Annotated in this window: 24 protein-coding genes; 10 read left to right on the forward strand and 14 right to left on the reverse strand. The window is 63.2% G+C overall.

Annotated features, from left to right (window positions below):
- Positions 1-197 precede the first annotated feature (197 nt).
- A complete protein-coding gene (locus tag FJ428_RS12625; RefSeq protein ID WP_140879515.1) occupies positions 198-1,808 on the reverse strand; it encodes an ABC transporter substrate-binding protein in 1,611 nt (536 codons plus the stop codon).
- 367 nt (positions 1,809-2,175) lie between these two features.
- Here FJ428_RS12625 and FJ428_RS12630 point away from each other — a divergent pair, with 367 nt between their 5' ends.
- Positions 2,176-3,363, forward strand: coding sequence for a Xaa-Pro peptidase family protein (locus tag FJ428_RS12630; RefSeq protein ID WP_140879516.1), 1,188 nt, complete (start codon positions 2,176-2,178; stop codon positions 3,361-3,363).
- 123 nt (positions 3,364-3,486) lie between these two features.
- Here FJ428_RS12630 and FJ428_RS12635 read toward each other — a convergent pair whose 3' ends face one another.
- The 4 genes from FJ428_RS12635 to FJ428_RS12650 are packed head-to-tail and all read right to left on the reverse strand — an operon-like array spanning position 3,487 to position 6,525.
- Complete coding sequence (locus FJ428_RS12635; RefSeq protein WP_140500419.1) at positions 3,487-3,960, reverse strand: hypothetical protein; 474 nt, start codon at positions 3,958-3,960, stop codon at positions 3,487-3,489.
- A gap of 51 nt (positions 3,961-4,011) precedes the next feature.
- Positions 4,012-4,446, reverse strand: coding sequence for a cupin domain-containing protein (locus FJ428_RS12640; protein WP_140879517.1), 435 nt, complete (start codon positions 4,444-4,446; stop codon positions 4,012-4,014).
- 2 nt (positions 4,447-4,448) lie between these two features.
- Positions 4,449-5,318, reverse strand: a complete 870-nt coding sequence (locus FJ428_RS12645) for a phosphoenolpyruvate hydrolase family protein (protein ID WP_140500416.1) — start codon at positions 5,316-5,318, stop codon at positions 4,449-4,451.
- A 10-nt stretch (positions 5,319-5,328) separates the two neighbouring features.
- Complete coding sequence (locus FJ428_RS12650; RefSeq protein WP_140879518.1) at positions 5,329-6,525, reverse strand: Tm-1-like ATP-binding domain-containing protein; 1,197 nt, start codon at positions 6,523-6,525, stop codon at positions 5,329-5,331.
- 121 nt (positions 6,526-6,646) lie between these two features.
- On the opposite strand from FJ428_RS12650, the gene FJ428_RS12655 reads away from it, so the two are divergent.
- From FJ428_RS12655 to FJ428_RS12685, 7 genes are all read left to right on the forward strand, one after another.
- On the forward strand, positions 6,647-7,330 hold the full coding sequence (locus FJ428_RS12655; RefSeq protein ID WP_140879519.1) for a TetR/AcrR family transcriptional regulator: 684 nt from the start codon (positions 6,647-6,649) through the stop codon (positions 7,328-7,330).
- Between the two features lie 357 nt (positions 7,331-7,687).
- Positions 7,688-9,004, forward strand: a complete 1,317-nt coding sequence (locus tag FJ428_RS12660; protein ID WP_140500410.1) for an ABC transporter substrate-binding protein — start codon at positions 7,688-7,690, stop codon at positions 9,002-9,004.
- A 69-nt stretch (positions 9,005-9,073) separates the two neighbouring features.
- Positions 9,074-9,979, forward strand: coding sequence for a sugar ABC transporter permease (locus FJ428_RS12665; protein WP_140500408.1), 906 nt, complete (start codon positions 9,074-9,076; stop codon positions 9,977-9,979).
- Position 9,980: 1 nt separating this feature from the next.
- The gene (locus FJ428_RS12670) at positions 9,981-10,940 is read left to right on the forward strand and encodes a carbohydrate ABC transporter permease (protein WP_140879520.1); all 960 of its coding nucleotides are present in this window, start codon (positions 9,981-9,983) and stop codon (positions 10,938-10,940) included.
- Positions 10,937-11,170: a hypothetical protein gene (locus tag FJ428_RS12675; protein WP_140513808.1), complete on the forward strand. Its 234-nt coding sequence runs from the start codon at positions 10,937-10,939 to the stop codon at positions 11,168-11,170. The genes FJ428_RS12670 and FJ428_RS12675 overlap by 4 nt, the downstream gene beginning before the upstream one ends.
- Positions 11,167-12,270 (forward strand): ABC transporter ATP-binding protein, encoded by a 1,104-nt coding sequence (locus FJ428_RS12680; protein WP_140500402.1) that lies wholly within the window; start codon positions 11,167-11,169, stop codon positions 12,268-12,270. Before FJ428_RS12675 ends, FJ428_RS12680 begins: the two co-directional genes overlap by 4 nt.
- The gene (locus tag FJ428_RS12685; RefSeq protein ID WP_140513807.1) at positions 12,270-13,355 is read left to right on the forward strand and encodes an ABC transporter ATP-binding protein; all 1,086 of its coding nucleotides are present in this window, start codon (positions 12,270-12,272) and stop codon (positions 13,353-13,355) included. The genes FJ428_RS12680 and FJ428_RS12685 overlap by 1 nt, the downstream gene beginning before the upstream one ends.
- 328 nt (positions 13,356-13,683) lie before the next feature.
- Here the strand turns inward: FJ428_RS12685 and FJ428_RS12690 are convergent, their stop codons facing one another.
- From FJ428_RS12690 to FJ428_RS12700, 3 genes are all read right to left on the reverse strand, one after another.
- Complete coding sequence (locus FJ428_RS12690; RefSeq protein ID WP_140879521.1) at positions 13,684-14,115, reverse strand: DUF4437 domain-containing protein; 432 nt, start codon at positions 14,113-14,115, stop codon at positions 13,684-13,686.
- Between the two features lie 145 nt (positions 14,116-14,260).
- On the reverse strand, positions 14,261-15,232 hold the full coding sequence (locus FJ428_RS12695) for an AraC family transcriptional regulator (RefSeq protein WP_140879522.1): 972 nt from the start codon (positions 15,230-15,232) through the stop codon (positions 14,261-14,263).
- A 106-nt stretch (positions 15,233-15,338) separates the two neighbouring features.
- The gene (locus FJ428_RS12700) at positions 15,339-16,325 is read right to left on the reverse strand and encodes an AraC family transcriptional regulator (RefSeq protein ID WP_140879523.1); all 987 of its coding nucleotides are present in this window, start codon (positions 16,323-16,325) and stop codon (positions 15,339-15,341) included.
- Between the two features lie 91 nt (positions 16,326-16,416).
- Here FJ428_RS12700 and FJ428_RS12705 point away from each other — a divergent pair, with 91 nt between their 5' ends.
- Positions 16,417-17,631 carry an MFS transporter gene (locus FJ428_RS12705; RefSeq protein ID WP_140879524.1) on the forward strand — a complete coding sequence of 405 codons (1,215 nt, stop codon included), beginning with the start codon at positions 16,417-16,419 and terminating at the stop codon, positions 17,629-17,631.
- 120 nt (positions 17,632-17,751) lie between these two features.
- Here FJ428_RS12705 and FJ428_RS12710 read toward each other — a convergent pair whose 3' ends face one another.
- Positions 17,752-18,099, reverse strand: a complete 348-nt coding sequence (locus FJ428_RS12710; RefSeq protein WP_140650464.1) for a GFA family protein — start codon at positions 18,097-18,099, stop codon at positions 17,752-17,754.
- Between the two features lie 120 nt (positions 18,100-18,219).
- Here FJ428_RS12710 and FJ428_RS12715 point away from each other — a divergent pair, with 120 nt between their 5' ends.
- Complete coding sequence (locus tag FJ428_RS12715) at positions 18,220-19,515, forward strand: amidase (RefSeq protein WP_140879525.1); 1,296 nt, start codon at positions 18,220-18,222, stop codon at positions 19,513-19,515.
- An 18-nt stretch (positions 19,516-19,533) separates the two neighbouring features.
- On the opposite strand, the gene FJ428_RS12720 is transcribed toward FJ428_RS12715, so the two are convergent.
- From FJ428_RS12720 to FJ428_RS12740, 5 genes are read right to left on the reverse strand one after another with little or no spacing between them, the layout of a single operon-like run.
- Complete coding sequence (locus FJ428_RS12720; RefSeq protein ID WP_140522584.1) at positions 19,534-19,923, reverse strand: hypothetical protein; 390 nt, start codon at positions 19,921-19,923, stop codon at positions 19,534-19,536.
- A gap of 41 nt (positions 19,924-19,964) precedes the next feature.
- Complete coding sequence (locus FJ428_RS12725) at positions 19,965-20,945, reverse strand: hydroxyacid dehydrogenase (protein ID WP_140879526.1); 981 nt, start codon at positions 20,943-20,945, stop codon at positions 19,965-19,967.
- Between the two features lie 5 nt (positions 20,946-20,950).
- A complete protein-coding gene (locus FJ428_RS12730; protein ID WP_140513801.1) occupies positions 20,951-21,667 on the reverse strand; it encodes a FadR/GntR family transcriptional regulator in 717 nt (238 codons plus the stop codon).
- 2 nt (positions 21,668-21,669) lie between these two features.
- On the reverse strand, positions 21,670-22,839 hold the full coding sequence (locus tag FJ428_RS12735; protein WP_140500381.1) for a mandelate racemase/muconate lactonizing enzyme family protein: 1,170 nt from the start codon (positions 22,837-22,839) through the stop codon (positions 21,670-21,672).
- Positions 22,840-22,895: 56 nt separating this feature from the next.
- The gene (locus tag FJ428_RS12740) at positions 22,896-23,783 is read right to left on the reverse strand and encodes a sugar phosphate isomerase/epimerase (RefSeq protein ID WP_140513800.1); all 888 of its coding nucleotides are present in this window, start codon (positions 23,781-23,783) and stop codon (positions 22,896-22,898) included.
- Between the last annotated feature and the right edge of the window lie 327 nt (positions 23,784-24,110).

Raw genomic sequence — 24,110 nt, forward strand, 5'->3', positions numbered from 1 at the left:
CTGCCGGACATCTCCCCCGCAAGGGGGGAGATTGGCTGTCATTTTTGGCTTCGCCAATCCCCAACATCGGAAAATTCGCGGGACAGACAAGTTGCCAATCTCCCCCCTTGAGGGGGAGATGTCCGGCAGGACAGAGGGGGGCCTCGTAGAACTCAACGCCTACGATGATTTCGCGAACGTTCATCCGCGAAATACTGTCACGATTCCAGATATGTGTCCGCCCAGTTCGATACCGCCCAGCGCGGATTGTTGGCGATGTTGCCCACAGTGTCGCGGGCGACGCTGATGAAGCTCCATTCGGCGACGTTGATCAGCGGCAGGTCGGCGGCCACCTCTTTCTGGAACTCCTTGTAAAGATTGGTGCGGGCCGATGTATCGAGCGTCTCGGACGCCTTGGCGATGAGCGCGTCCAGCGCATCGTTCTTGTAGCCGCCCTGGTTGGAGAACGGCACGCCGTCCGGAATGCCGCTTTGCACCAGGATGGTGGTCGAGATCGCCGGGTCGCCGCGGAACACCGGCGGGCCGACGGCGAGGTCGAAAGCGTGGTCGGTGTAGACGGCCTTGATATGCGCGGCGGAATCGTTGTTGACGAGCTGGGCGTCGATGCCGATCGCGGCGAGCGCCTGGCGCAGATAGTCGCCGAACTGCTTGGTTTCGTTGAAATAGGGAGCCGGCAACAGTTTCAGCGAAAAGCGCTTGCCGTCGGCGCCCTTCTTGTAACCCGCCTCGTCGAGCAGCGCATTGGCCTTGGCGACGTCGAAGGCATAGGTCGGGACGTCGGCGGTATAGAACTGCGGGTCGTTCTTCGGCACCGGGCCGGTGGCGGTGGCGGCATAGCCGAGGAACACCGTCTTGACGACGAAATCCTTGTCGATGGCATGCGCGATCGCCTGGCGCACCTTCAGGTCGGCGAGCTCCTTGCGACGATGATTGATCTCGACGACGAGCTGGTAGGTCAGTCCCTCATAGCCCTTGGTGATCACCTTCAGGCCCGGCACTTTCGAGATGCGGTCAAGATCGGCCAGCGGCACGGCGGAGAAGGCGGCGAGCTGGATCTCTCCTGCTTCCAGCGCGCTCGCCGCCGAAGTGCGGTCGGGCAGCACCTGGTAGATGATCTCGTCGAGATAGGGTTCGTCCTTGCCCCAATAATCCGTGTTCTTCGTCAGCCGGTAGTATTGGCCGGCCTTGTATTCGGCGAACTTGAACGGGCCGGTGCCGATGGGCGCGTTGTTGGCCGGGTTGTCCTCGATCTTGCCAACTTCGTAAACGTGCTTCGGCACCACGCTGCTCAGCGCCGGCAGAGCGTTGCGGATCAGCTGGAAGGGCGTGGGCTTGGCGAATTTGAACACGGCGGTCAATTCATCAGGGGTATCTACCGCGGCCAGATCCTTGAACACGGTGCGGCCGAGATTCTGCAGCGGCTTCCAGATCTGCAGCGCCGAGAAGGCGACGTCGGCCGAGGTAAACGGCGTGCCGTCATGCCATTTGACCCCTTCGCGCAGTTTGAAGGTCGCCGACAGCCCGTCGGCGGCGCCTTCCCAACTGACCGCCAGGCGTGGTGCAAGCCCGTCCTTGCCATCGAAGGAGGCTTCGGCCAGCGTTTCGACGATCTTGCTGGAGATGAAGAAGACGCCGTTGGAGGCGACGATGGCCGGGTTGAGGTTGCGCGGCTCGGAATCGGCGGCGAGCACCAGGCGGCCACCCTTCTTCGGCGTCTGCGCCCAGCTCAAGGCCGGCATCGCGGTGGAGGCCAGAAGCATGGCAGAGCCCGCAAGCACCGTGCGGCGTGAAATCCTGAACTCCGACATCATCCTATTCCCCCTCTATCTCATATCTTGCACGGAGGCCTTTCGGGCGTTTCCATGCACGTTTGATTATGGGCCTTGCCGTGGCTTTCGCCAGAGACGGAATTGGCGCATCGTGGCGTGGCTTTGAAATTTTTGTTCGCTGGACCAGTTACGGGAGAGTGGTCGATAAACCTGACCTGGTAAGACCAGGTCATCCGATGCACCTCACATTATCGGCACCGGCGACGGCCATTCAGCTGGGCGAGCCTGTTTCTGGCTGGACCAGATGGGCGAAAATGGTGCAGATTTGACCCGAAGTCGGAAGACCTAACGGGATCGGGCATCCGGCGGTCCAGCCGATCCGCGCGGACATTCAGGGAGAGAGACAATGAACATAGCTCCGGGGAAGAGTGCCGTCGGCGACATCCCATTCGACCACGCCAGGGTCGATGGCCTGATGGAAGAGGCTGATATCGACGTCCTGCTCGCGACATCCAAGCACAACACCCAATATCTGCTCGGCGGCTACAAGTTCATCTTCTTCGCCGCCATGGATGCGATCGGCCACAGCCGGTACCTGCCGATCGTGATCTACGAAAAAGGCGGACCGGACCACGCCGCCTATATCGGCAACCGCATGGAGGGTGGCGAACACCAGAACCACCCGTTCTGGACGCCGACGCTGCATGCCGCCTGCTGGGGCACGCTCGATGCCGCCAATCTCGCTGTCGAGCATGTGCGCAAGATCGGCAAGGGCGACGCTCGCATCGGCATCGAGCCGGGTTTCCTGCCGTCGGACGCCTATGCCCTGATCCGCAAAGCGCTCCCCGACGCCAAGCTGGTCGATGCCACCGACATGCTGGAGCGCATGCGCGCCATCAAGACCGAGGCCGAGCTGGAGAAACTGCGGATCGCCTCCGAACTGATCACCGATTCCATGCTGGCCACCATCCAATGGGCGCGCGAAGGCACGACCAAGAGCGAGATGATCGAACAGCTTCGCCGCGAGGAGACCAATCGCGGCGCGCATTTCGAATATTGCCTGCTGACGCTGGGCTCCAGCCACAACCGCGCGGCGTCGCCGCAGGCGTGGAAAAAGGGTGAAGTGCTGTCGATCGATTCCGGCGGCAATTATCATGGCTATATCGGCGACCTCTGCCGCATGGGGGTTCTCGGAGACCCGGATGCCGAGCTGGAGGACCTGCTGGCGGAGGTCGAGGCGGTGCAGCAGGCGGCGTTCTCGAAGGTAAAGGCGGGTACGCTGGGTGGTGACATGATTTCCCATGCCGAAGGCGTGCTGAAAAAATCCAGGGTCGCGCCCTACACGGATTTCTTCGCTCACGGCATGGGGCTGATCACGCATGAGGCGCCGTTCCTGATGACCAACCATCCGGTGACCTATGAAGGCACCTATGCGGGCAAGCCGCTGGAGAGGAACATGGTGCTATCGGTGGAGACGACCATGCTTCACCCGACGCGCGGCTTCATCAAGCTGGAGGATACGGTGGCGATTACCGATACCGGCTATGTGATGTTCGGGGATCGGGGTCGGGCATGGAACCGGGGTGGCATGTAACCTGCCACATTACAAATGAGCGTGCCGGTCTCGATTGTCTCTAAGGCGCGTCGCGTCGAAACGAATTCATGCGCGGCGCTTGGCCGTTGCCGCTAAACAGAAGTCACTTTTGTGCGACAGGCACTAAACCATTCCAGTGCAGACGACTTCCAATCTTCCGTCGATCGTCTGGGTGCAGCATATGGTAAGCCCCTCGGATGCGGAGACGACGGCGCAATCGGATGCAAACGTTGACGCCCACGGACTGCCGGATTTGGCGTTGCGATGGAACCAGGAGAGTTGGCTCTGAAGCCCGGCCATGATCATAAGCAGGGCATTGATGTCACGTTGATCCGGCGAGGGCGGTGTAAAAGCGATCTTGACCAGCGGATGCTTATGGTCTTTGCAGTTGACCGTCCGTACCTGCTCGACCGTCTGGATCAAGCTCAGCGGCACGGGTATCCAGGATTCGCAGGACAAATCGGTCGAAAAGAGAAGCGTTGACGGGTCGGCGTCGTTGGCCTTGACAATACCGCCAACCGTCATGGCCGGGTTGCCATCCGGCAGGCTGCCCGTTGCGAGCTTCTCCACGAATTCCTGGGGACTGAAACGCGTCATCGCTTCTCTCTCAAGGAGGCATGCTGGACGATAGCATATCGGAAGGGCGCCTCAAAGTCGCGAGCGAGGGAAGTTCCCGGCCGGCAGCAACCTGAAATCCGGCAGTTCGCGCAATCCCAGTTCCGGCCCTGCCGGCGAATAGACGACGAACAGCTGCATCGGCCCGTCGCCGGTGTTGAGCGTCGAGTGGAAGCGGCTCTCCGGCACGTAAATGGTGCAGCCGGGGCCGACCTTCTCGACCACCGGATTGCCTTGCTCGTCCTCGACCATCTGCTCGCCATGGCCCGAAATGACAAAGATGATTTCTTCCGCGCCCGGATGGTTATGACGGGTATGGCCCTTGCCGGAAGGCAGGTCGACGACGCCGCCGGAAAAGCGGGTCGCGCCGTTCACTTCCGGAGCGACCGTCAGCGACAATTTTCCCCAGTCGAATCCGAAGGCGCTGACATCCTTCGGGTAGACGAACACCTTGCTCTTGTCGGTCATTCTCATGATCCCTTCTTTTTCTTCGTGGTCGTCTTCAGGCCGCCAAGCGTAACGGCCTTGAAATCGGCGGTCTGCCGGGCGATCGCCGCTTCCGCCGGCAGCCGCTCCATCGAGCTCGCGCCATAAAAGCCGTGCAGGCCCTTGCAGCGTTCGAGGATGTAGCGGGCGTCGTCCGGCATCGAGATCGGTCCGCCATGGCAAAGCAGGATGACATCCTTGCGCACCGAACGGGCCGCTTCGGCGATCGCGTCGATGGCGACCACGCAATCGTCGAGCGACTTGGCAGAGGTGGCGCCGATCGAGCCCCCCGTCGTCACGCCCATATGAGCCACGACGATATCGGCGCCGGCCCTGGTCATGGCGCGCGCCTCGTCCGGGTTGAAGACATAGGGCGTGGTCAGAAGGTCGAGCTTGCGGGCTTCGGCGATCATGTCGACCTCGAGCCCAAAACCCATGCCGGTCTCCTCGAAGCTCTGTCGCATGCTGCCGTCGAACAGGCCGATGGTGGGGAAATTCTGCACCCCGGAAAAACCCATCGTCTTCAGTTCGGAGAGCAGCAGCGGCATGATGACGAACGGATCGGTGCCGTTGACACCAGCCAGCACCGGCGTCTTCCTGACCACCGGCAGCACCTCGTAGGCCATCTCCTTGACGATCTCATTGGCATTGCCATAGGCAAGCAGGCCGGCGGCCGAGCCGCGACCGGCCATGCGGTAGCGGCCGGAATTGTAGATGATGATGAGGTCGATGCCGCCGGCCTCTTCGGCCTTGGCCGACAGGCCGGTGCCAGCGCCGCCGCCGACGATCGGCACGCCCTTGTCGATCATCCCCCTGAATTTCTTCAGTATGTCCTTGCGCGGTATTGCCGGCATGTCTTGGATCTCACTGTCTGGCGATTTCGAGGAAAGCCGCGACCGCGGCCTTGGCGAATCGGGGATCATTGATGTGCAGCGGCAGGCGTGTCAGCCGGCGCGTCGCGTTCGGCTTAATCCTGCGCTCAATGGCTTCGAACAGGGCGGCATCGGCTTGCGGGTCGAAGAAGGCGCCGCCTTCGATGTCGAGCGCCGAGACGCCTTTCTCCGGGATAAGGAAATGCACGGGCCCCTTGCAGTGGGCGAGCCTTGTGCCGATCCACTCGCCGATCTTGCGGCATTCCTGCGCCGTCGTGCGCATCAGCGTGACGTTCGGGTTGTGCTCGTAGAACAGCCGCCCGCGATAAGGGTCCGGAATGGTCGCAGGCGCCCAGAAATTGACCATGTCGAGCGCGCCAACCGAGCCGACATAAGGCAGGCCGGTGCGGGCAACGGCACCGAAACGATCCTCCGTCGCCGGCAGCACGCCGCCGAACAGGAGATCGCAGACCTCAGTGGTGGTGATGTCGATGGCGCCGGACAGCAGGCCGCTGTCGGCCAGTTTCTCCATGCTGCGGCCGCCGGTGCCGGTGGCGTGAAAGACCATGCAGTCATAGGTCGAACGGAGCTGATCCGCGATTGCCGTCACGCACGGCGTGGTGACGCCGAACATGGTGAGGCCGATCGACGGCTTCCCCTCGGGCGGCGGCGGCGGTCTGGCGGCCATGCCCGATATCGCCTGGGCCGCATTGTGCAGAACGACACGCGAGAGCTGGTTCAGCCCGGCCATGTCGGTCACCGACGGCATCATGATGATGTCCGAGATGTCGACATAGGGCGCGGTGTCGCCGGAAGCGAGCGTCGAGACCATGATCTTGGGCAGGCCGAGCGGCAGCGCGCGCATGCCTGCGCTAATGATCGACGTGCCGCCGCCGCCGCCGATGCCGATCATGGCGGCAATGTCGTTTCGCGATTGGACAAAGCGAGCGAAGGCAATGCCCATCGCGGCGACCGCGGTGCCGCGGTCATCGCCGGCGAGCACCGCGTCTCGCCCGCCGGGATGGTGGCCTGCCACATCCTCAGCGGCAATGTCGACCGGCACGCTCGCGCCGCGCGTTCCGACGTCGACCCGGCAGACAGCGGCACCCGTGGCGGCGATCGCGTCGGCCAGGAAGGCGAGTTCCTCACCCTTGGTGTCCGCGGTGCCCACCACATAAATGCGCTTCATCGATGCCTCCCTCTGCCGGTCCAAGTCACCCAGAGGCTCAGTGCTCTACAGAGCGTCAACCTAGCCATTCCGAAAACGAGGAGGTCATTGCAATTTTTTGAGACGCGCGTATCATATTGGTATGGATGTCTCACGTCAACACGCCGCAGCAAGCGACGACACCGCCGGGGGACCAGAGCGTGGACCGCGCGCGCGCACGAAACGGCTGATGCTGGAGACGGCGACGAGGCTGATGCAGGCAGGCGCAACACCTTCGGTCAGCGAGGTTGCCGAGGCGGCGCAGGTGTCCCGCGCCACCGCCTACCGGTATTTTCCGAGCCAGGCGGCACTGGTGCAGGCAGTGGTTAACGAGGGGCTCGGGCCGATCCTCACCTGGAAATCCACCTCTGCCGATGCCGAGCGCCGCGTCGCCGAGCTCTTCGATACGGCCATGCCGCGCATCGAGGCTTTCGAGGCCACATTCAAGGCGGCGTTGAAACTGTCGCTCGATCAGTGGGCGCGGCGCCAGGCCGGCACTTTGGGCAGCGAACCGACCTTCAAGCGCGGCCACCGCGTCGAGTTGCTTCAGGACGCGCTCGCTCCGCTCAATGGCCGGCTGCCGCCGCGCGACCTTCAGCGGCTGGCGCAGGCGCTGTCGCTGATCTTCGGCGTCGAGGTGCTTATCGTGCTGAAGGACATCTGGGGACTGGACGGTCGCCGGACGATGTCCGTTGCCCAGTGGGCGGCGGTCGCCCTGGTGCGCGCGGCGATCGCGGAATCAGTGTCCGAAGCACAGGCAAGCCAACCAACAAGGGTCACGAAATAGCAGGTATCTGGTTCTACCAGATTTGCATACTGGTTGCCGATATTAACCGCAATGCTGAAGCATGAACAAGGCCGATGTCTATCAATGAGTAGGAAAATTTAGGAAAAACAGGCAGATAAGGCTGGAATTCGAGACTTCGAGCTGTCACCATTGCTCAAGAAAGGGCTTGACGGAGCTTCAAAATTGGTAATACCAGATCAAAGGAGAAAAGCGGATCGAAAGTGAGGGCTGCGATCCATTTCCGGACGGGCGAGGAGGCTCCAAACCGGAAGGCGCGACCAAGGGAGGAACTACCAGGGCCGGCCCAGTTTGCCGGTTCGCTTGATACGGTAGAATGCGCACAAGGGAGGAAACATCATGCGCAAGATAGTGACCAGCTTGCTTGCTGGTATCGGCTTGACACTTGCCTGCGGAACATCCGTCTACGCCCAGGACAAATCGCTCACCATCTTCTGGGCGGAATGGGATCCTGCCAACTACCTCCAGGAACTCGGCAACGAGTACGAGAAGGAAACCGGCGTCAAGATCACGGTGGAGACCACGCCCTGGGCCGACTTCCAGACCAAGGCCTTCACCGAGTTCAACGCTCATGGCGATGCCTACGATCTGGTCGTCGGCGACTCGCAGTGGCTCGGCGCCGGCTCGACCGGTGGCCACTATGTCGACCTCACCGACTTCTTCAACAAGCACAAGCTCGGCGAGGTGATGGCGCCGGCGACGGTGAAGTACTACGCCGAATATCCTGGCAACAGCGGCAAGTACTGGGCCATCCCGCTCGAAGGCGACGCCGTCGGCTGGTCCTATCGCAAGGACTGGTTCGAGGATCCCAAGGAGAAGGAAGCCTTCAAGGCCAAATACGGCTACGACCTCGACGTGCCGAAGGATTTCAAGGCGCTGCGCGACATCGCCGAATTCTTCCACCGGCCGGACCAGAAGAGATACGGCATCGCCATCTACACCGACAATTCCTATGACGCGATGGCGATGGGCTTCGAGAACGCGCTGTTCTCCTATGGCGGCGAACTGGGTGACTATTCGACCTACAAGGTCGACGGTTTCATCAACTCCGACAAGGCTGTCGCCGCGCTCGACGCCTATAAGGAGCTTTACAAGTTCACGCCTCCGGGCTGGGCCAAGTCGTTCTTCGTCGAGGACAACCAGGCGATCACCGAAAACCTGGCCGCGATGAGCATGAACTACTTCGCGTTCTTCCCCTCGCTGATCAACGAGGCGTCGAACCCGAACGCCAAGAACACCGGCTTCTTCGCCAATCCTCCCGGGCCGAACGGCGACCAGTTCGCCGCACTCGGTGGCCAGGGCATCTCCGTCGTCTCCTACTCGCAGAAGCAGGACGAGGCGATGAAGTTCCTCGAATGGTTCATCAAGGACGAGACCCAGAAGAAGTGGGCGGCACTCGGCGGCTACACCTGCAGCGCAGCCGTGCTCAAGTCCGAAGAGTTCCAGAATGCGACGCCCTACAACAAGGCCTTCTACGAGACCATGTTCAAGGTGAAGGATTTCTGGGCGGTGCCGGAATATGCCGAACTGCTCCAGCAGCTCAACCAGCGCGTCTATCCCTACATGATCGGCGGCGAAGGCACCGCCAAGGAAACGCTCGACGCACTGGCCGCCGACTGGAACGCGACCTTTAAGAAATACGGCCGCGGCCAATAATCGTTCATGTCCCACGGAGGGGGCGCTCATGCCTCCTCCGTTTCTTTTTCTTCAAGCGGGAGCAGGGTCTTGGCGACCACGATGATCACCACGCTGGACAGATCTTCACGCGCGGCCGCGCGTGGCCTTAGCGATATTTCGATCCGCAATCTTTTCATCATCCCGACGATCCTGTTCCTGATCGTCTTCAACATCTTTCCGCTGATCTATTCGCTCGGCTATTCCTTCACCGATTTCCGCGCCTCGACCAACGCGCCGGCGAATTTCGTCGGGTTGCAGAACTACCGCGACCTGCTCAGCGACCCCTATGTCTGGTCCAACTTCGCGATCACCGCCAAATACGTGATCATCTCGGTCGCCGGACAGTTGCTGGTCGGCTTCGGCGTGGCGATGCTGCTCAACCGCGATATTCCGCTGAAGGGGCTGCTGACGACCCTGCTGCTGCTGCCGATGATGCTGTCGATGGCCGTCGTCGGCCTGTTCTGGAAACTGCTCTACGATCCGTCATGGGGCGTCATCAACTATGCGCTTGGGCTTGGCAATTTCGAGTGGCTGGCCGACCCCAAGATGGCACTCTACGCGGTGGCGCTGACCGACATCTGGATGTGGTCGCCCTTCGTCATGCTGCTGTCGCTGGCCGGCCTCTCGGCGGTGCCGAAGCACCTCTACGAAGCCGCCGCTATCGACCGCGCCGGTCCGTTCTACACCTTCTTCCGCATCACCTTGCCGCTGGTCGCGCCGATCCTCATGATCGCCGTCATCTTCCGCACCATGGAAGCGTTCAAGACCTTCGATCTGGCCTACATCCTGACCACCCAGCCGACGGCTGAACTGATCTCGATCCGGCTCTACAAGATGGCGTTCCAGGAATGGCAGACCGGGCGCTCCTGCGCGCTCGCCTACATCGTGCTGATCATGGTGCTGGCCATCACCAACATCTACGTCAAATATCTCAACAAAGTGAAGGAGCGCTGAGATGGCCGCCGTCCGCACTTCTTCCGAGATCGCCCTCAACCGCCTCGCAATCGTCGCCGTGCTGGTGGCGACAGTGATCTTCCTGGCACCGATCTACTGGATCGCCTCGACGGCGTTCAAGCCGCGCAACCTTGCCACCACCATCCCGCCGACGGTCGTGTTCCACCCGGAGATATCGCCCTTCGTGAAGCTGTTCACCAAGCGCTCGCAATTGCGCAGCCCGCCTTCGCCGGAAGAATACGCGGCGGCGCCCTGGTGGGAACGCGTCGTCTTCGACGGCGGCGAAAAGATCGTGCGCGACGGCAAGGGCCAGGTGCAATGGTCGGGCTATCCGAACCGTTTCATGAATTCGCTGATCGTCGCGATCACTTCGACGGTGCTGGCGGTCGGCATGGGTACGTTCACCGCCTATGGCTTCTCGCGCTTTAGGGTCAAAGGCGAGGCGGACCTTTTGTTCTTCATCCTGTCGACCCGCATGCTGCCGCCCGTGGTGGTGGCGATCCCGATGTTCCTGATGTACCGGGCGGTCGGCCTCAACGATTCCCATATCGGGCTGATCATCCTCTACACCGCCTTCAACCTGTCGTTCTCGGTTTGGCTGATGAAGGGTTTTATGGACGAGATCCCGAAGGAGTACGAGGAAGCGGCGCTCGTCGACGGCTATACGCGCATGGAAGCCTTCTTCAAGATCGTGCTGCCCGAAGCCGCCACCGGCATCGCCGCGACTGCCGTGTTCTGCTTCATCACGGCATGGAACGAATATGCCTTCGCGCTGATCATGACCAATCGCCGCGCCCAGACCGCACCGCCGTTCATCCCGAGCCAGGTCGGCTCCGGGCTGCCGGACTGGACGGTGATCGCCGCCGGCACTTTCCTGTTCCTGCTTCCTGTCGCCATCTTCACCTTCCTGCTTCGTAATCACCTGTTGCGCGGCATGTCCTTCGGAGCGATCCGCAAATGAGCTTTCGCGCCATCAACCAGAAATATCTGGAACCAGGCAGCCAGGTGCTGATGGTGCTCGGCATCGTTGCGCTCTGCCAGCCCTGGAACTTGCTGCTGCACAGCTATGGGCTGACCATCATCCTGATCGGCCTGATCGGCTTCAACATCACCTCCAAGATCGCACCGCAAGAGGAAGCCGGAACCGGCCAGTCAGGCGATCCGCAGCGAAATCCGGGAGCGCAGCATTGACCCAGATCGAGCTTCGCGGCGTCCAGAAGTTCTTCGGCGCCGTCCAGGTCATCAAGGACCTCAACCTCAAGATCGAAGACAACGAGTTCATCGTGCTGCTCGGTCAGTCGGGCTGCGGCAAGACGACGACGCTGCGCGCCATTGCCGGGCTGGAGACGATCGACGAGGGCGACATCCTCATCGACGGCAAGCCCATCCAGCATCTGAAGGCCGCCGATCGCGACATCGCCATGGTCTTCCAGTCGTTCTCGCTGTACCCGCATATGAGCGTCTACGAGAACATCGCCTTTCCCTTGCGCGCCACGCGAAAGAGCAAGAGCGAAATCGACCAGGAAGTTCGCTCGGTCGCCAAGACGCTGCAAATCACGGACCTGCTCGGCAAGAAACCGTCGGCGCTGTCGGGCGGCGACATGCAGCGCGTGGCGATCGGCCGGGCACTGGTGCGGCGGCCGAAAGCGATGCTGATGGACGAGCCGATCGGCGCGCTCGACGCCAAGCTGCGCGAGGAGATGCGGGCCGAGATCAAGCGGCTGCACATCAAGCAAGGCTCGACCACCATCTACGTCACCCATGACCAGATCGAGGCGATGAGCCTCGCCGATCGCATCGTCATCATGCATGAGGGGGTTCTCCAGCAGGTCGGCTCCCCCGACGAGGTCTATTCGCACCCGGCCAACCTGTTCGTCGCGCAATTCGTCGGCAGTCCGGTGATGAACGTGGCCGACGCGGCGGTGGCCGAAAAAGCCTCGTCGGCCTCGGTGACGGTGGGCGATGCGCCAACCGGTTTCGAATTCCCGCGCGCGCTCCTGTCGAAGCTCAACGGCCATGCGGGCGGCCGGCTGGCACTCGGCATCAGGCCGGAAGGCGTCCTCATCAGCCGTGAGGCGGCGGAGGGTTTCATGGCGGTCGAGACGCAGATCGTCGAGCCGCTCGGCTCGTTCGACATCGTCGACCTGAAAGTCGGCTCCAAGATGCTGCGCGCCCGCACCAAGAGCGGCTTCATTTCAGGTCCCGGCGAGAGGGTGTTCGCCAGGATCGATCCGACACAGGCGCATTTCTTCGACGCGGCGAGCGGCAAGTCGCTCGGAGTGAGACTCTGATGGCCCATATCCAGCTCAAGAACATCTCCAAGACGTTCGGCAATCACACGGCCCTGACCGGGCTCGACCTCGACATCGCCGATGGCGAGTTCTTCGTCCTGCTCGGCGAGACGGGCGCGGGCAAGACAACGACGCTGCGGCTGATCGCCGGACTGGAAAAACCGAGCGAGGGCCAGGTCTTCATCGACGGGATCGACGTTGCCGACTGGGGCGCCGCGGAGCGCGACGTGGCGCTGGTGCTACAGCAATATTCGCTCTACCCGCGCTATACGGTGCGCGAAAACCTCGAATTCCCGCTGAAGCCGAAGATCCGGCGGCTGCCCGACGCCGAAATCAAGGACCGTGTCGACCGCGCGGCGCGGACGCTCAGGATCGAGCATCTGCTCGACCGCAAGACCGACCGGCTGTCGGGCGGCGAGATGCAGCGCGTCTCGATCGGCCGGGCCATCGTGCGCAAGCCGCGCGTGTTCCTGATGGACGAGCCGCTGTCGGCGCTCGACGCCAAGCTGCGCGAGGCGCTGCGCACGGAACTGAAGAACCTGCAGATGCAGCTCGGCGCCACCTTCCTGTTCGTCACCCACGACCAGATCGAGGCGATGTCCATGGGCGACAAGGTGGGCGTGCTCAACCATGGCCGCATCGTCCAGACCGGCACGCCGCATGAGATCTACAACAATCCGCGCGACACCTATGTGGCGAGCTTCGTGGGCTCGCCGCCGATGAACCTCATCGACGGCAGGGTGGTCAACGATCGTGCGGTCATGGCGCCGCTGAATTTCGAATTGCCGCTTTCAGGGGGAGCCAAGGCGAGTGCGGCGACCGACGGTCGCCCGCTCGTCTTCGGCATCCGCCCCGAGGACGTCTATCTCGAGAGCGGTGCGCCGGTCGAGGCGCGCGTCCACGACGTCGAAAACCATGGCGTGGAAAAGATCCTGACGCTGCGCGTGGGCGAGACCACGCTGCGCGCCACGGTGCCGGCGCGGACCGATGTCGCGATCGAGCAGCCGGTGCGCTTTGCCTGGAATCCGGACAAGGTGGTGCTGTTCGACAAGGGCAGCGGCGTGAGTTTGCGGCACGCCGGATGAGGCGAATATCGCTACTGCGATGTTCCGGACAGCGCCCTAAACAAAAAGCCCGCCTTGCGGCAGGGCAACGAATCCGGGCTAACGGGTTCCTTCGGAGCTTTCGTCGGCGCGCTGTTGATGGAGCCTTGAACGGAAAAACCCGCCTGTGCGGCGGGTCCCTGGCGCAACTCAGCACCATAACCAAATATCTACCATAGTTGCCTTCACCCAGTCAAGAAAAAATTCCTATCATGGGAAACTGGCACAGCGGGACTGGCTGTGGTCAGGTCTTGTTAACCCGAGTTCTGAGCCCCCGCAGCAATGCCGGCCGGACAGCCGTCCCGCACCTCTACTTCGGCAGATAGGTCTCATAGGGCTCGGTGTTGATCAGCAGGATCACGCATTCCGTGTCCGAGAGGCAGGCGTCGGCATGCATCTCATTGGCCTTCTGGGTCCAGTAGGATCCGGGAGGCAGCTCGACCTTGCTCGCCTCGCCGCCGTCCATCTGCCAGTGCGCCCATAGGCCCTGGATCACCACGGCGCGATAATCGGCGGTGTGCGCATGAACAGGGGCGTGCCAGTTGCCCGGGACTTTCAGCAAGGTACCCGCGGGGCCCTTGACCCTTTCTCCCCATAGCGGTCCGAGACGCTGCGGTTGGTCCGGCGCCTCAGAAACATAGGGAATCTTGTTGGCCGGCAGATAGCTGTCCTCAAGGGCGGAGGCACGGCCGGGGACAGTGAGCATTGCGGCCAGCGTCAGGATTTTTAAGTGATTTGGCATCGCTTCTCCTCTTCGGGCCGACTGCCGCCAGCGCTCGTCTGTTGGATGACAAGCTATTGCAAATGGCCAAGCCGGGAATGGCATTCTGTCCGGAACACTTGGCAATTCATCCAGGCCGGAAATCGCCACTGCAAACAGCGTTGATCTAGCCTTTTCCCGAGGCGCCGCCCGCGGCGCGCAAATGGCTGGGCGCGCTGCCGACGATGCGCTTGAAGGCCCGGCTGAACGACGCTTCCGAATCGTAGCCCAATCTGGCGGCGATCACCGACACCCGCATCCCTTCTTCCTCGAGCCACCGCCTTGCCTGATGCATGCGTACCCCGGCGACATATTTTGCCGGTGTCTCTCCGACGACGGCCGTGAAACGTTCGGCAAAAGCCGACCGTGAGGCGCCCATCTCGCGGGCCAGCGCTTCGACGGTCCAGTTCCTGTCAGGCTGCCGATGAATGGCGACCAGCACGCGGCCGATGCCCCGATCCTTGATCGCCGCGATCCAACCCGTGATGTCACCGGCGCTGTTCTCCACCCAGGAGCGGATGATGGCTGCGGCCAATACATCGGCCAGCCGCGCCAGCATCATGCCGGAGCCGGCCCGGTTCCTCGTCGCCTCGTCGGCCATGGCTTCCAGCAAATGCGGGATGCCTGGCTCGCCAGCCATCAGCTCCTTCGCGCGCAGCATATCCGGTATCATGGCCAGCAGTGGATGCGAGCCATCGTGGTTAAAGTGCATGCTGCCGCAGAACAGCAGCGTTTTTGCACCATGGCCGCCGTTCGAGACGGCGTAGACATTGTCCTGCAGGGGCTCGACGCTGTAGCTTTCGAGCGGTTCGGCTTGTACACCGGGTGCGCTGGCAAGGATATGCTCGGCGCCGCGCGGCAACAGCAATGCATCGCCGGCTTTCAGTTCCATCCATTCGCCTGGTGGCGAAAGCAGCCAGCATCCGGCACGGCCGATGAAGTGAAACCGCGCCGCCTTCTGCACCGGAAAGAGCACGGCCCAAGGCGCGCCCAGTTCGCAGCGGCCATAGTCGACGCCCTCGAGGCGCAGCGCGCGCAACATCTCGGTCAACGCACCCCCCGGGGCCGGCACAGTGTCGTTGGGCGAGGTCAAGTCCATGCCGATTCCTACAGCAGTTCAGCGTCCCACGGAAACGCTGAACTGCTGTACCTCTTCGGGCAATTCCGGACGGAATTGCTCCAGCCTGGAGTCACGGCCTGCCGCTTCAGCCGGCCTGGCGGATCTCAGCATGTTCCTCGGCACGCAGGTGGCTGGGAGCCGAGCCGATGACGCGCTTGAAGGCCCGGCTGAAGGCGGCGTCCGACTCATAACCCAGGCGTGTGGCGACGACGGAAATCTTCTGGCGATCGCGCACCAGCCATTGTCGGGCCTGGTGCATGCGCACCTGGGTGACGTACCTGGCCGGCGTGTCGCCGACAATGGTGGCAAAACGCTCGGCAAAGCCCGATCGCGAGGCGCCCATCATCCTGGCGAGCGCCTCGACGGTCCAGTCGCGGTCCGGTTCGAGATGGATGGCGGCCAGAACGCGCCCGATGTCGGGATCCCTGACCGCCGCGATCCAACCGCTTGAATCGCCGCAGCCGCGCTCGACCCATGAGCGGATCACGGTGGCGGCAAGGACGTCGGCGAGCCGCGCCAGAATGCCGCCGGAGCCGACGCGCTCCATCGTCACTTCACGCGCCATCGAGTCCAGGAGATGCGGAATACCCGGCTCATAAGCTTCGAGTTCATGCGCGCGCATGACATCAGGCATCATGCCGAGCAGGGGATGCAGGCCATCGATGTTGAAGTACATGCTGCCGAAAAACAGCAGCGTGCCCGGACAGCGACCATCGGGGCACATGGCTTCATTGGACATGCAATAGACGTTCTTGCAGACTTCTTCGGCCGCGTAGCCCTGGATCGGCCAAGCCTTGGTGCCCGGTTCGCTTGCCAGCACATGCGCTGCGCCACGCGGCAGCAGTGCCGCGTCGCCCGCCTTGAGCTCGACCCACTCGCCCGAGGGCTGCATTAGCCAGCAGCCCTTGCGGCCGATGAAGTGGAATCGCGCCGCTGCCTGGGCCGGAAACTGGATGCCCCAAGGCTCCCGCATTTCGCAACGGGCGTAGTCGACGCCGTCGAGACGCAGCCCGCGCAATATGTCGGTCAGCGGATCGCCAGTGGTCGAAATTTTGGACGAACGGTCAAACATAATGGTGTTTCTAGCATGGAAACTCCAGGTCGTCACTCCCTATGTTGCAGTGCAGCCAAATGTTGCGCTGCAACTTCATCGGAGACTGACCATGGCCGAACCCGCGACGGGCGTCGTCGACGCCGCCCTATTGAACACTGTCGATCAGGAGGAACGAACCGAGCCGGCATGGGGCGCCGTCGTCTCGCTGGCGCTTGGTGTTTTCGGTCTCGTTACGGCGGAATTCCTGCCCGCCAGCCTGTTGACGCCGATGGCGAGCGATCTCGGCGTCAGCGAAGGCGTTGCGGGACAAGCGGTCACCGCGACCGCGATCGTCGGCGCCATTGCCGCCCCCACAATGGCGATCATGACACGGCGCATGGATCGCAGGCTGGTGATGTGGATGCTGACCGCGTTTCTGATCGCCTCGAACCTTTTGGCCGCCTTTGCCTCGTCGCTGTCCATGCTTCTGCTTGCCCGCGTCGTGCTCGGCGTTGCACTCGGCGGCTTCTGGGCTATGTCGGCGGCCATGGCGTTGCGGCTGGTGCCGATGCGGCTGATGCCGCGCGCCATGTCGATCATCCTGACCGGCGTTTCGCTGGCCACCGTCACTGCCGCCCCTGTCGGGGCCTATGTCGGCGACATCTGGGGCTGGCGCACGGCTTTCATGATCGCCACCGTCGTCGCCGCGCTGGCGTTGCTGGTGCAGGTCGCCACCATTCCGAAGCTGCCGCCGATGGGCGTGGCAAGTTTCCGCACCTTGCTCGAGGTGCTGGAACGCCCGTCCATCAGGGTGGCGCTGCTGGTCGTGCTGCTGGTCGCTTCGGGGCACTTTGCCGGCTTCACCTATGTGCGCCCCTTCCTCGAGAAGATCCCGATGCTCGGCATCGAGACAATCTCGCTGGTGCTCCTGGCCTATGGCATAGGCGGCTTCTTCGGCAATATCGCCGGCGGCATCCTGGCCGAACGCAATCTCAAGGCCGCCGTCGCGCTGGCACCCCTGCTGATCGCAGTGGCCGCCGCCTCGATGCTGGTCTTCGGCGCCTCGCCGGCGATCGCCGCCGCCGCCGTGGCGGCCTGGGGCTTTGCCTTCGGCGCGGTGCCGGTCGGGCTGCAGACATGGCTGGTGCGGGCCGCGCCCGATCAAGCCGAGAGCGCCGGCGGCCTGATGGTCTCCACCTTCCAGGTGGCGATTGCGCTCGGCGCAGTCTTTGGCGGCCTGCTGGTCGATCATGCCGGCGTCGCCAGTGCCTTCGCCTATTGCGGCGTGGCGACTTTGCTGGCGGCAGTCGTGGTGTTTCTGCTCGCCCCAAAACGCGCCGAGTAGGCTCTCCCGACAACCATCCCTGACTTGCGCAACGGCCCGAGAACCATCATGGTTCTCGGGCCGTTGCCTTTGCGATGGCGGCGTCGCTGACAGGCAGACGCGGCAGGCTGCCGGCGAAATTCAGGCTGAACGCCCATCGAAGTCGAAGATCGACAAGGCGGACGGATCGACATCGGTGACACAGTTGACATTAATATAGGCGCTGCGTTCACTCCCCTCGCGCACATCCTCGGCGAAAGGATGGATGCCGCAGGTGCGACAGAAGCGGTGCGCGATGGCGCAGTTGCCGAATGTGTAGGTGCCGATCTCGTCGCTCCAGGCCAGCACCCGCAGCGCCTGATGCGGAACGGCGCACAGCAAGGCGCCCTTGCGCGAGCAGATCGAGCAATTGCACCGCACGGCTCCGGTCAGTTCCGCCTCGAACTCGAAGGCGACCTTGCCGCAATGACAGCTGCCTTTGTAGAGCATCGTTCTCTTCCTTGCGTCCGCCAGGGGTGCAAAACCGCCCGCGCCGGGTTAAGTCTCGGCACGCCACGCGCCGGCTGCTAAGCTTAAGACGTCCCAGAGGTCCGGAGTCCGACACCGAAGATGCAATCCGTCCGCGATCACCTGGAAACTACCCTTGCGCGTCTCGCCGCCCGTGCCGGTGAAGAACGTGTGTTCACGAAACTCTATACCGAAGCCGCGCGAGCCGCAGCCGATGCCGCCGACGCGCGGCGGAGGGCCGGCGTGAGGCTCGGACCGCTCGACGGAACGATCATTTCGATCAAGGACCTGTTCGATGTCTGCGGCGAGGCGACCACGGCCGGATCACTGCTGCTCAAGGATGCTGCGCCGGCAATTGGCGACGCCATGATTGTGCGCCGGCTGCGGCAAGCCGGCGCGGTGATCATCGGCAAGACCAACATGACCGAGTTCGCCTTTACCGCCATCGGCGACAACCAGCACTATGGCACGCCTGGCAACGCGACCGATGCCGACCGCATTCCCGGCGGCTCTTCCTCCGGCGCCGGCGTTTCCGTCGGCGAGGGGACGAGCGAAATCTCCATCGGTTCCGACACTGGCGGATCGATCCGTATTCCGGCGGCACTTAACGGTGTCGTCGGCTTCAAGCCGACGGCGCGGCGGGTGCCGCTCACAGGCGCCTTTCCACTGTCGGCCACGCTGGACTCGGTCGGCCCGCTCGCCCGCACCGTGGCGCAATGCGCCGCAGCCGATGCGGTGATGGCGGGCGAGGACTTGGCGCTGCCGGCGCCACTCGCCCTTGCGGGGTTGCGCATCGGTCTCCCGCGCGGCGTGCTTTTCGGAGAGACTGAAGGCGCGGTGGCAGCAGCGTTCGAGCGCTGCCTCGGCAAGATCGAGCAGGCCGGCGCACGGGTCGCGGACCTGTCGATCGACGACCTGATCGCGGACCTTCGCGCGTTCACAAAACGTGGTTCGATCGCCGCGATGGAAGGGGCTGAAGTGCATGCAGACTGGTTGGCGGCAGGCGCTCCGGTGCCGGTTGACCCGCATGTGAGCGGACCCTTGTCGCGGGCGGCAATGCTGCCGACCCCGGTTTACATCAGGGCACTGCGTCGCCGTGCTGCGTTGGCCGCCGCCACGGATGAGCGGCTGACGTCGGTCGATGTGCTGGCCCTGCCAACCACGCCGGTGACGGCGCCGACCATCGTCTCCCTGGCGCAAGATGCCGGTCTGCGCGATCGCACGGAGGGCCTGCTGCTGCGCAACACGCAGGTGGCCAACCAGTTCGATCTCTGCGCGATCTCGCTGCCGATACCAGGCATGGCGCTGCCGGCCGGCTTGATGCTGGTGGCGCGCCACGGCCATGACCGCCGTCTGCTGAGCATCGCCGCTGAAGTGGAGAGATTGCTGGGCGGCTGATCGGGACTGAACCGAATGTCAGTGTGAAGAGCAGTGCTTGCGTTCGCTGTCCTTGGCGGCGCGCTCGACGGCCGTCGCGATCAGCCACGGCAGGCTGTATTGCTTGCCGGTGATGGTCTGGGTGCGTCGCTCGATCGATCCCCTGACGACAATCTTGCCGGCAGAGAGCGCATCCGAGGCCTCGACCATCGCCTTGTCCTTCGTCGGCAATCCGCCGGTGTCGATCGACACGCCCTTGATGATCTTGCCGGTGGCGAGGTCGAGCACGCTGTTCGATGGGCAGGGAGCCTTGAAACAGCGCAGCCCGTTGTCGCAATAGACATAGCTGCTTTTGGCCGCGGCGAGCGAGGGCAGCAGGCCCGCTGAAGTGGTGGCAAGGCAAAGGAATGCGAGGCGGAGAACGGACATGGCTCCAGCGTCGCGAAGAATTGGGGCGAAACGGCGATGGTCTAGCTGTCGGCGGGAAACCGTCGCCGATAGTGCCCGACCACTTCCGGGTTGCGCAGATTGACCGGCAATTTGCCTGCCAGCACCAGCAGGGCCTCGCCGGCCGCGCCAACGCCCATGCGCATCATCGATTCCTCGGTGATGCCGGCCATGTGCGGGGTGATGACGACATTGTCGAAGCTGAAATAGGGATGATCCGGTGGCAGCGGCTGCGTCGAGAACACGTCGAGCGCGGCACCGCCGATGCGGCGCTCCCGCAAGGCCTCGATCAGCGCGTCGTCATCGACGACGGGCCCGCGCGACACGTTGATCAGCAGCGCGTTGGGTTTCATGCGCGATATGCGTTCGCGGCTGATCAGGCCGCGCGTTTCCGGCGTCAGCGGACAGCACAGGACGATGATGTCGCTCTGCTCGGCCAGCGCGTCGATCGACAGGAAGCCGACCTTGTCCGGCGCCGGCTGCATGCTGCGGGTCGTTGCGACCACTTTCAGGTCGAACCCATGCGCGGCGATATGGCCAACGGCCTGTCCGACGGCGCCGAGACCGACGATGCCGATCGTCTTGCCGGCGAGCTCGATGTTGGAATTGGCGTGCTCGCGACCGGCAAGCCAGCCCTTGGCGCGCAGGTCGCGGTCGACGACACGAAACTGCCGAAGCAGGGCGAGGGCTGCAAACATCACATGCTCGGCCACCGAGCGTGCGTTGACCGCCGGCACGTTGGCGACCAGCACACCTGCCGCGGTCGCTGCTTCCATCGGGATCATGTCGAGCCCGGCGCCATGGCGGATCGCTGCCCGCAACCTGGTGGCACCCTCGAACAGCAGGGGCGGCAGGGGCGCGCGCACAATGACGATGTCGGCATTCCTCGCCTCGGCGGCCAGCGTGCCCGGATCGATGGCCGAGGCGACGACAAGCTCACCCGCCCCCGCCAGCATGGCCGCGGCGCGCGGATGCAGTCTGTGCGTCGACAGGATGCGCGTCATCCCCGTCAGGCCTGTTCGAGCGTCGGGTTTTGCGGCGCCGCCCCGAGGCCTTCGATCAGCCCCTTCCAGTAGCTTTCCGCGCCCTGCAGGTGGGCGCTCATCAGCGCCTGGGCGAGATTGCCGTCGCGCCGCAGCAGCGCCTCGTATATCTGGATGTGTTCGGCATGCGAGCGCACGCTGCGCTCCGGATCGTTGAAGTAGATCGGCAGGCGCTGCTCGCCCATCAAATAGTAAACGCTGCAGATGTTGTGGAAGACGCCATTCTTGGTGGCGCGCACGATCTCGAGATGGAATTCGCGGTCCTCCTTGGCGAGGCCTTCGCCTGCCGCGATGCGTTCTTCCGAGGCCTTCAGGATCTCGCGCAGCCGTTCGAAATTCTCCTCGGTGGCACGCGAGCATGCAAGTTCGGCCGCCTTGATCTCATGGATCTTGCGCAATTCGACCGTCTCGTAGATCTGCAAGGGATCGAGCGGCAGGCCGGCGCGCGCGAACAGCGCCAGCGCCTCGACGCTGGCCTGCTTGGTGTCGATATAGATGCCGGACTTGGCCCTGCGCTCGACGATGCGCATGGCCTCGAGAATGGCCAGCGCTTCGCGGATCTGGCCGCGGCTGACGCCGAAATGCTCCGCCAGTTCGCGTTCCGACGGGGTTCGGCCCGTCTCCTTGTCGGAATGGGAGAACAGATAGGCGGCAAGCTCCGCGAGAAGGTTGTTTTCTTTCATCGTCAATTGCGTTGCGCGTGCGCCTCCAGGAATCGCTCCGAAATGGTGAATCCCAATCCGGGCTTTTCGGGGATCGCTATCATACCGTCCCTGGCTTCGACAGTCTCTTCGACAAGGTCGTGGATCATCGGATTGGCACCGAGCGAGTATTCGACGGTGAAGCTCGACGGCGAGGCGGCGCAGACATGCAGCCCGGCGAAGAAGCAGGGCGCGCCGGCCCATAGATGCGGCGCAAAGCGCAGGTTGAAGGCGCTGGCGATGGTTCCGATCTTCATGGCCTCGCTGATGCCGCCGCAGAAGGCGGGATCGGGCTGGAAGATGTCGGCGGCCTTGAGCACGGCGAGGTCGCGGAAGGCATAGCGGGTCGCATCGCTTTCGCCGGTGGCGATCGGTATGGCACCGGAGGCACGGACTTCGGCAAGGCCGGACTTGTCGTCGGCGATCACCGGCTCCTCGAACCAGGCAAGGTCGAGATCGCCGGCGAGATGGATGAAACGCTTGGCCTCCGCCACCGTATAGGTGCCATGGGCGTCGACCATCAACTCGACGTCGGGGCCGAGCGCCTCACGGGCGGCGCGAACGCGAGCGGCCGACACATGCGCGGCGCCATCCATGGCGCCGATGCGCATCTTCAGCGCCTTGAAGCCGCCCCTGGCGACATAGGATTTGAGCTGGTCGCCGATCGCGTCGGCGGACGCCCAGCCACCCGAGGCGTAGGCCGGCATGCGATCGAGCTTGCGCCCACCGATCAGCCGCCAGACCGGCTGCCCGAGCGATTTGCCCAGTATGTCCCAGAGCGCGATGTCGACGGCGCTGATGGCGGCCACGCTCATGCCGCGCCGCGCCAGCTGCGGCATGGCATGGCCGGCGCGCGCCGCGCTGTCGTGGCGCACGCCGTTGTAGAGCATTTCCCAGATGATGCCGATATCGGCCGGATCGCGGCCGACGAGCTGCGGCCCGACCTCGCGGTTCAGCATATGGACGAGCGCACCATAGCTGCCGGCGCTGCCGGCGGCGTTCTTGCCTTCGCCCCAGCCGACCAGCCCGTCATCGGTTTCGATGCGCAGGATGGCGGCGTCGAAGGTCGTCACCTGACCGAAATCGCTGCGGTGCTGCTTGGCCGCCTCGATCGGTATGCGAATCCACCAGGCCTGGACGCTTTTGATGCGCATGGTCTTCCCCGGCCCTGCCGCCGGATGGCGGGAGGGCTCATTCCCAATCGGATCGGCTACTTGATCAGCGGCAGCAGCGTTTCGGCAGTGATCCGCATCTGGTCGGTGTAGAACTTTTCCGTCAGCACGCTGGAGCCGTGATCCTGGATGAATTTGAGCTGCTCGGGCGAGATGTCGACCGGGTGGCGTTCGACCATGTCGGGGTAGGGCGCGGCCGGGGTGCGGTCGACAGGCGCGACGAACTCGTTGGTCAGCGCCCCGTCATAGCCGACCTCCCGCAAGGTCGCGACGATCTTCGGCCAATCGATCTGGCCGAGGCCTGCGGCGAAGCGGTTGTTGTCGGCGACGTGGAAGTCGAACAGGCGCTTTCCGACCTTACGGATCGCGTCGTAAACGTTAAATTCCTCCATATGGATGTGGTAGGCGTCCAGGCAGACGCCACATTCCGGGCTGACCGCGTCGGCCAGCGCCAAGGCCTGGGCGCCGCGATTGAACAGGTAGGTCTCGAAACGGTTGAGCGGCTCGACCGCGATCTTGACGCCGACCTTCTTGGCGTGGGTGAAGCACTCCCTGGTGGCATCGACCACCCACTTCCATTCCTCTTCCTCGGTGCCGTCCGGCACGACCTTGCCGACGGTCGCGGGAACCAGCGTGATGATCTCGCCGTCGAGTTCGCTGACCATGGTCAACACGTCCTTGACGTATTGCACGGAGCGCTCGCGCTGGCCCTGGTCCCGGGCGGCAAGGTTGCGTTCGCCCAGCATCAAGGTCACGGCGCCCCAGCAGCGTATGCCGTGCTCCTTCAGGAGCGCGCGCGTCTCCTTGGTCTTGTATTGGTCGGGCTCGCCGGAAATCTCGATCGACTCATAGCCGAATTTCTTGATGCGCTTGAGCGTCGTCTCCAACGGTTCCGCGCGCATCCAGTTGTGCGTCGAAAGATGCATGGTCTGTCCTTCCCGGATCGTCCCTAATGGTTCGCCTGCAACATGCCGTCACCGGATGTGACGGACGGTTCCTCCCCAGGGCGTTCCAGCATTTCTTCGCAAACTGGTTCGACCAATTGGGCCCAAGACGAGGTCTACAGCAATTTCCCACGCGCGGCAAGAACTGTGCGATGGCAACTTGATGTCTGGATTACTCCATTGATTATATTGGACTATGCTGCCCTCCCGTGGCACAGTGGAAGGCTCTGAATGTGAGTGGCAAGGCTTGACCAAATCGCCACGTTTGGTAATACCAGAATGACAATGCATGCAAGTGACCGTTGAGAA

Origin of the sequence: Mesorhizobium sp. B2-8-1 (genome assembly GCF_006440955.1) — a bacterium.
Classification (GTDB): Bacteria; Pseudomonadota; Alphaproteobacteria; order Rhizobiales; family Rhizobiaceae; genus Mesorhizobium.

Excerpts from the sequence above, each read along its gene's own strand:
- FJ428_RS12715 (WP_140879525.1), top strand. The coding sequence starts at position 18,220 with ATGCAATCCGTCCGCGATCACCTGGAAACTACCCTTGCGCGTCTCGCC.
- FJ428_RS12655 (WP_140879519.1), top strand. The coding sequence starts at position 6,647 with ATGGATGTCTCACGTCAACACGCCGCAGCAAGCGACGACACCGCCGGG.
- FJ428_RS12645 (WP_140500416.1), bottom strand. The coding sequence starts at position 5,318 with ATGCCGGCAATACCGCGCAAGGACATACTGAAGAAATTCAGGGGGATG.
- FJ428_RS12735 (WP_140500381.1), bottom strand. The coding sequence starts at position 22,839 with ATGCGCATCAAAAGCGTCCAGGCCTGGTGGATTCGCATACCGATCGAG.
- FJ428_RS12705 (WP_140879524.1), top strand. The coding sequence starts at position 16,417 with ATGGCCGAACCCGCGACGGGCGTCGTCGACGCCGCCCTATTGAACACT.
- FJ428_RS12695 (WP_140879522.1), bottom strand. The coding sequence starts at position 15,232 with ATGGACTTGACCTCGCCCAACGACACTGTGCCGGCCCCGGGGGGTGCG.
- FJ428_RS12630 (WP_140879516.1), top strand. The coding sequence starts at position 2,176 with ATGAACATAGCTCCGGGGAAGAGTGCCGTCGGCGACATCCCATTCGAC.
- FJ428_RS12690 (WP_140879521.1), bottom strand. The coding sequence starts at position 14,115 with ATGCCAAATCACTTAAAAATCCTGACGCTGGCCGCAATGCTCACTGTC.
- FJ428_RS12700 (WP_140879523.1), bottom strand. The coding sequence starts at position 16,325 with ATGTTTGACCGTTCGTCCAAAATTTCGACCACTGGCGATCCGCTGACC.
- FJ428_RS12650 (WP_140879518.1), bottom strand. The coding sequence starts at position 6,525 with ATGAAGCGCATTTATGTGGTGGGCACCGCGGACACCAAGGGTGAGGAA.
- FJ428_RS12625 (WP_140879515.1), bottom strand. The coding sequence starts at position 1,808 with ATGTCGGAGTTCAGGATTTCACGCCGCACGGTGCTTGCGGGCTCTGCC.
- FJ428_RS12720 (WP_140522584.1), bottom strand. The coding sequence starts at position 19,923 with ATGTCCGTTCTCCGCCTCGCATTCCTTTGCCTTGCCACCACTTCAGCG.
- FJ428_RS12670 (WP_140879520.1), top strand. The coding sequence starts at position 9,981 with ATGGCCGCCGTCCGCACTTCTTCCGAGATCGCCCTCAACCGCCTCGCA.
- FJ428_RS12725 (WP_140879526.1), bottom strand. The coding sequence starts at position 20,945 with ATGACGCGCATCCTGTCGACGCACAGACTGCATCCGCGCGCCGCGGCC.
- FJ428_RS12740 (WP_140513800.1), bottom strand. The coding sequence starts at position 23,783 with ATGCATCTTTCGACGCACAACTGGATGCGCGCGGAACCGTTGGAGACG.
- FJ428_RS12675 (WP_140513808.1), top strand. The coding sequence starts at position 10,937 with ATGAGCTTTCGCGCCATCAACCAGAAATATCTGGAACCAGGCAGCCAG.
- FJ428_RS12710 (WP_140650464.1), bottom strand. The coding sequence starts at position 18,099 with ATGCTCTACAAAGGCAGCTGTCATTGCGGCAAGGTCGCCTTCGAGTTC.
- FJ428_RS12730 (WP_140513801.1), bottom strand. The coding sequence starts at position 21,667 with ATGAAAGAAAACAACCTTCTCGCGGAGCTTGCCGCCTATCTGTTCTCC.
- FJ428_RS12640 (WP_140879517.1), bottom strand. The coding sequence starts at position 4,446 with ATGACCGACAAGAGCAAGGTGTTCGTCTACCCGAAGGATGTCAGCGCC.
- FJ428_RS12635 (WP_140500419.1), bottom strand. The coding sequence starts at position 3,960 with ATGACGCGTTTCAGTCCCCAGGAATTCGTGGAGAAGCTCGCAACGGGC.
- FJ428_RS12660 (WP_140500410.1), top strand. The coding sequence starts at position 7,688 with ATGCGCAAGATAGTGACCAGCTTGCTTGCTGGTATCGGCTTGACACTT.
- FJ428_RS12685 (WP_140513807.1), top strand. The coding sequence starts at position 12,270 with ATGGCCCATATCCAGCTCAAGAACATCTCCAAGACGTTCGGCAATCAC.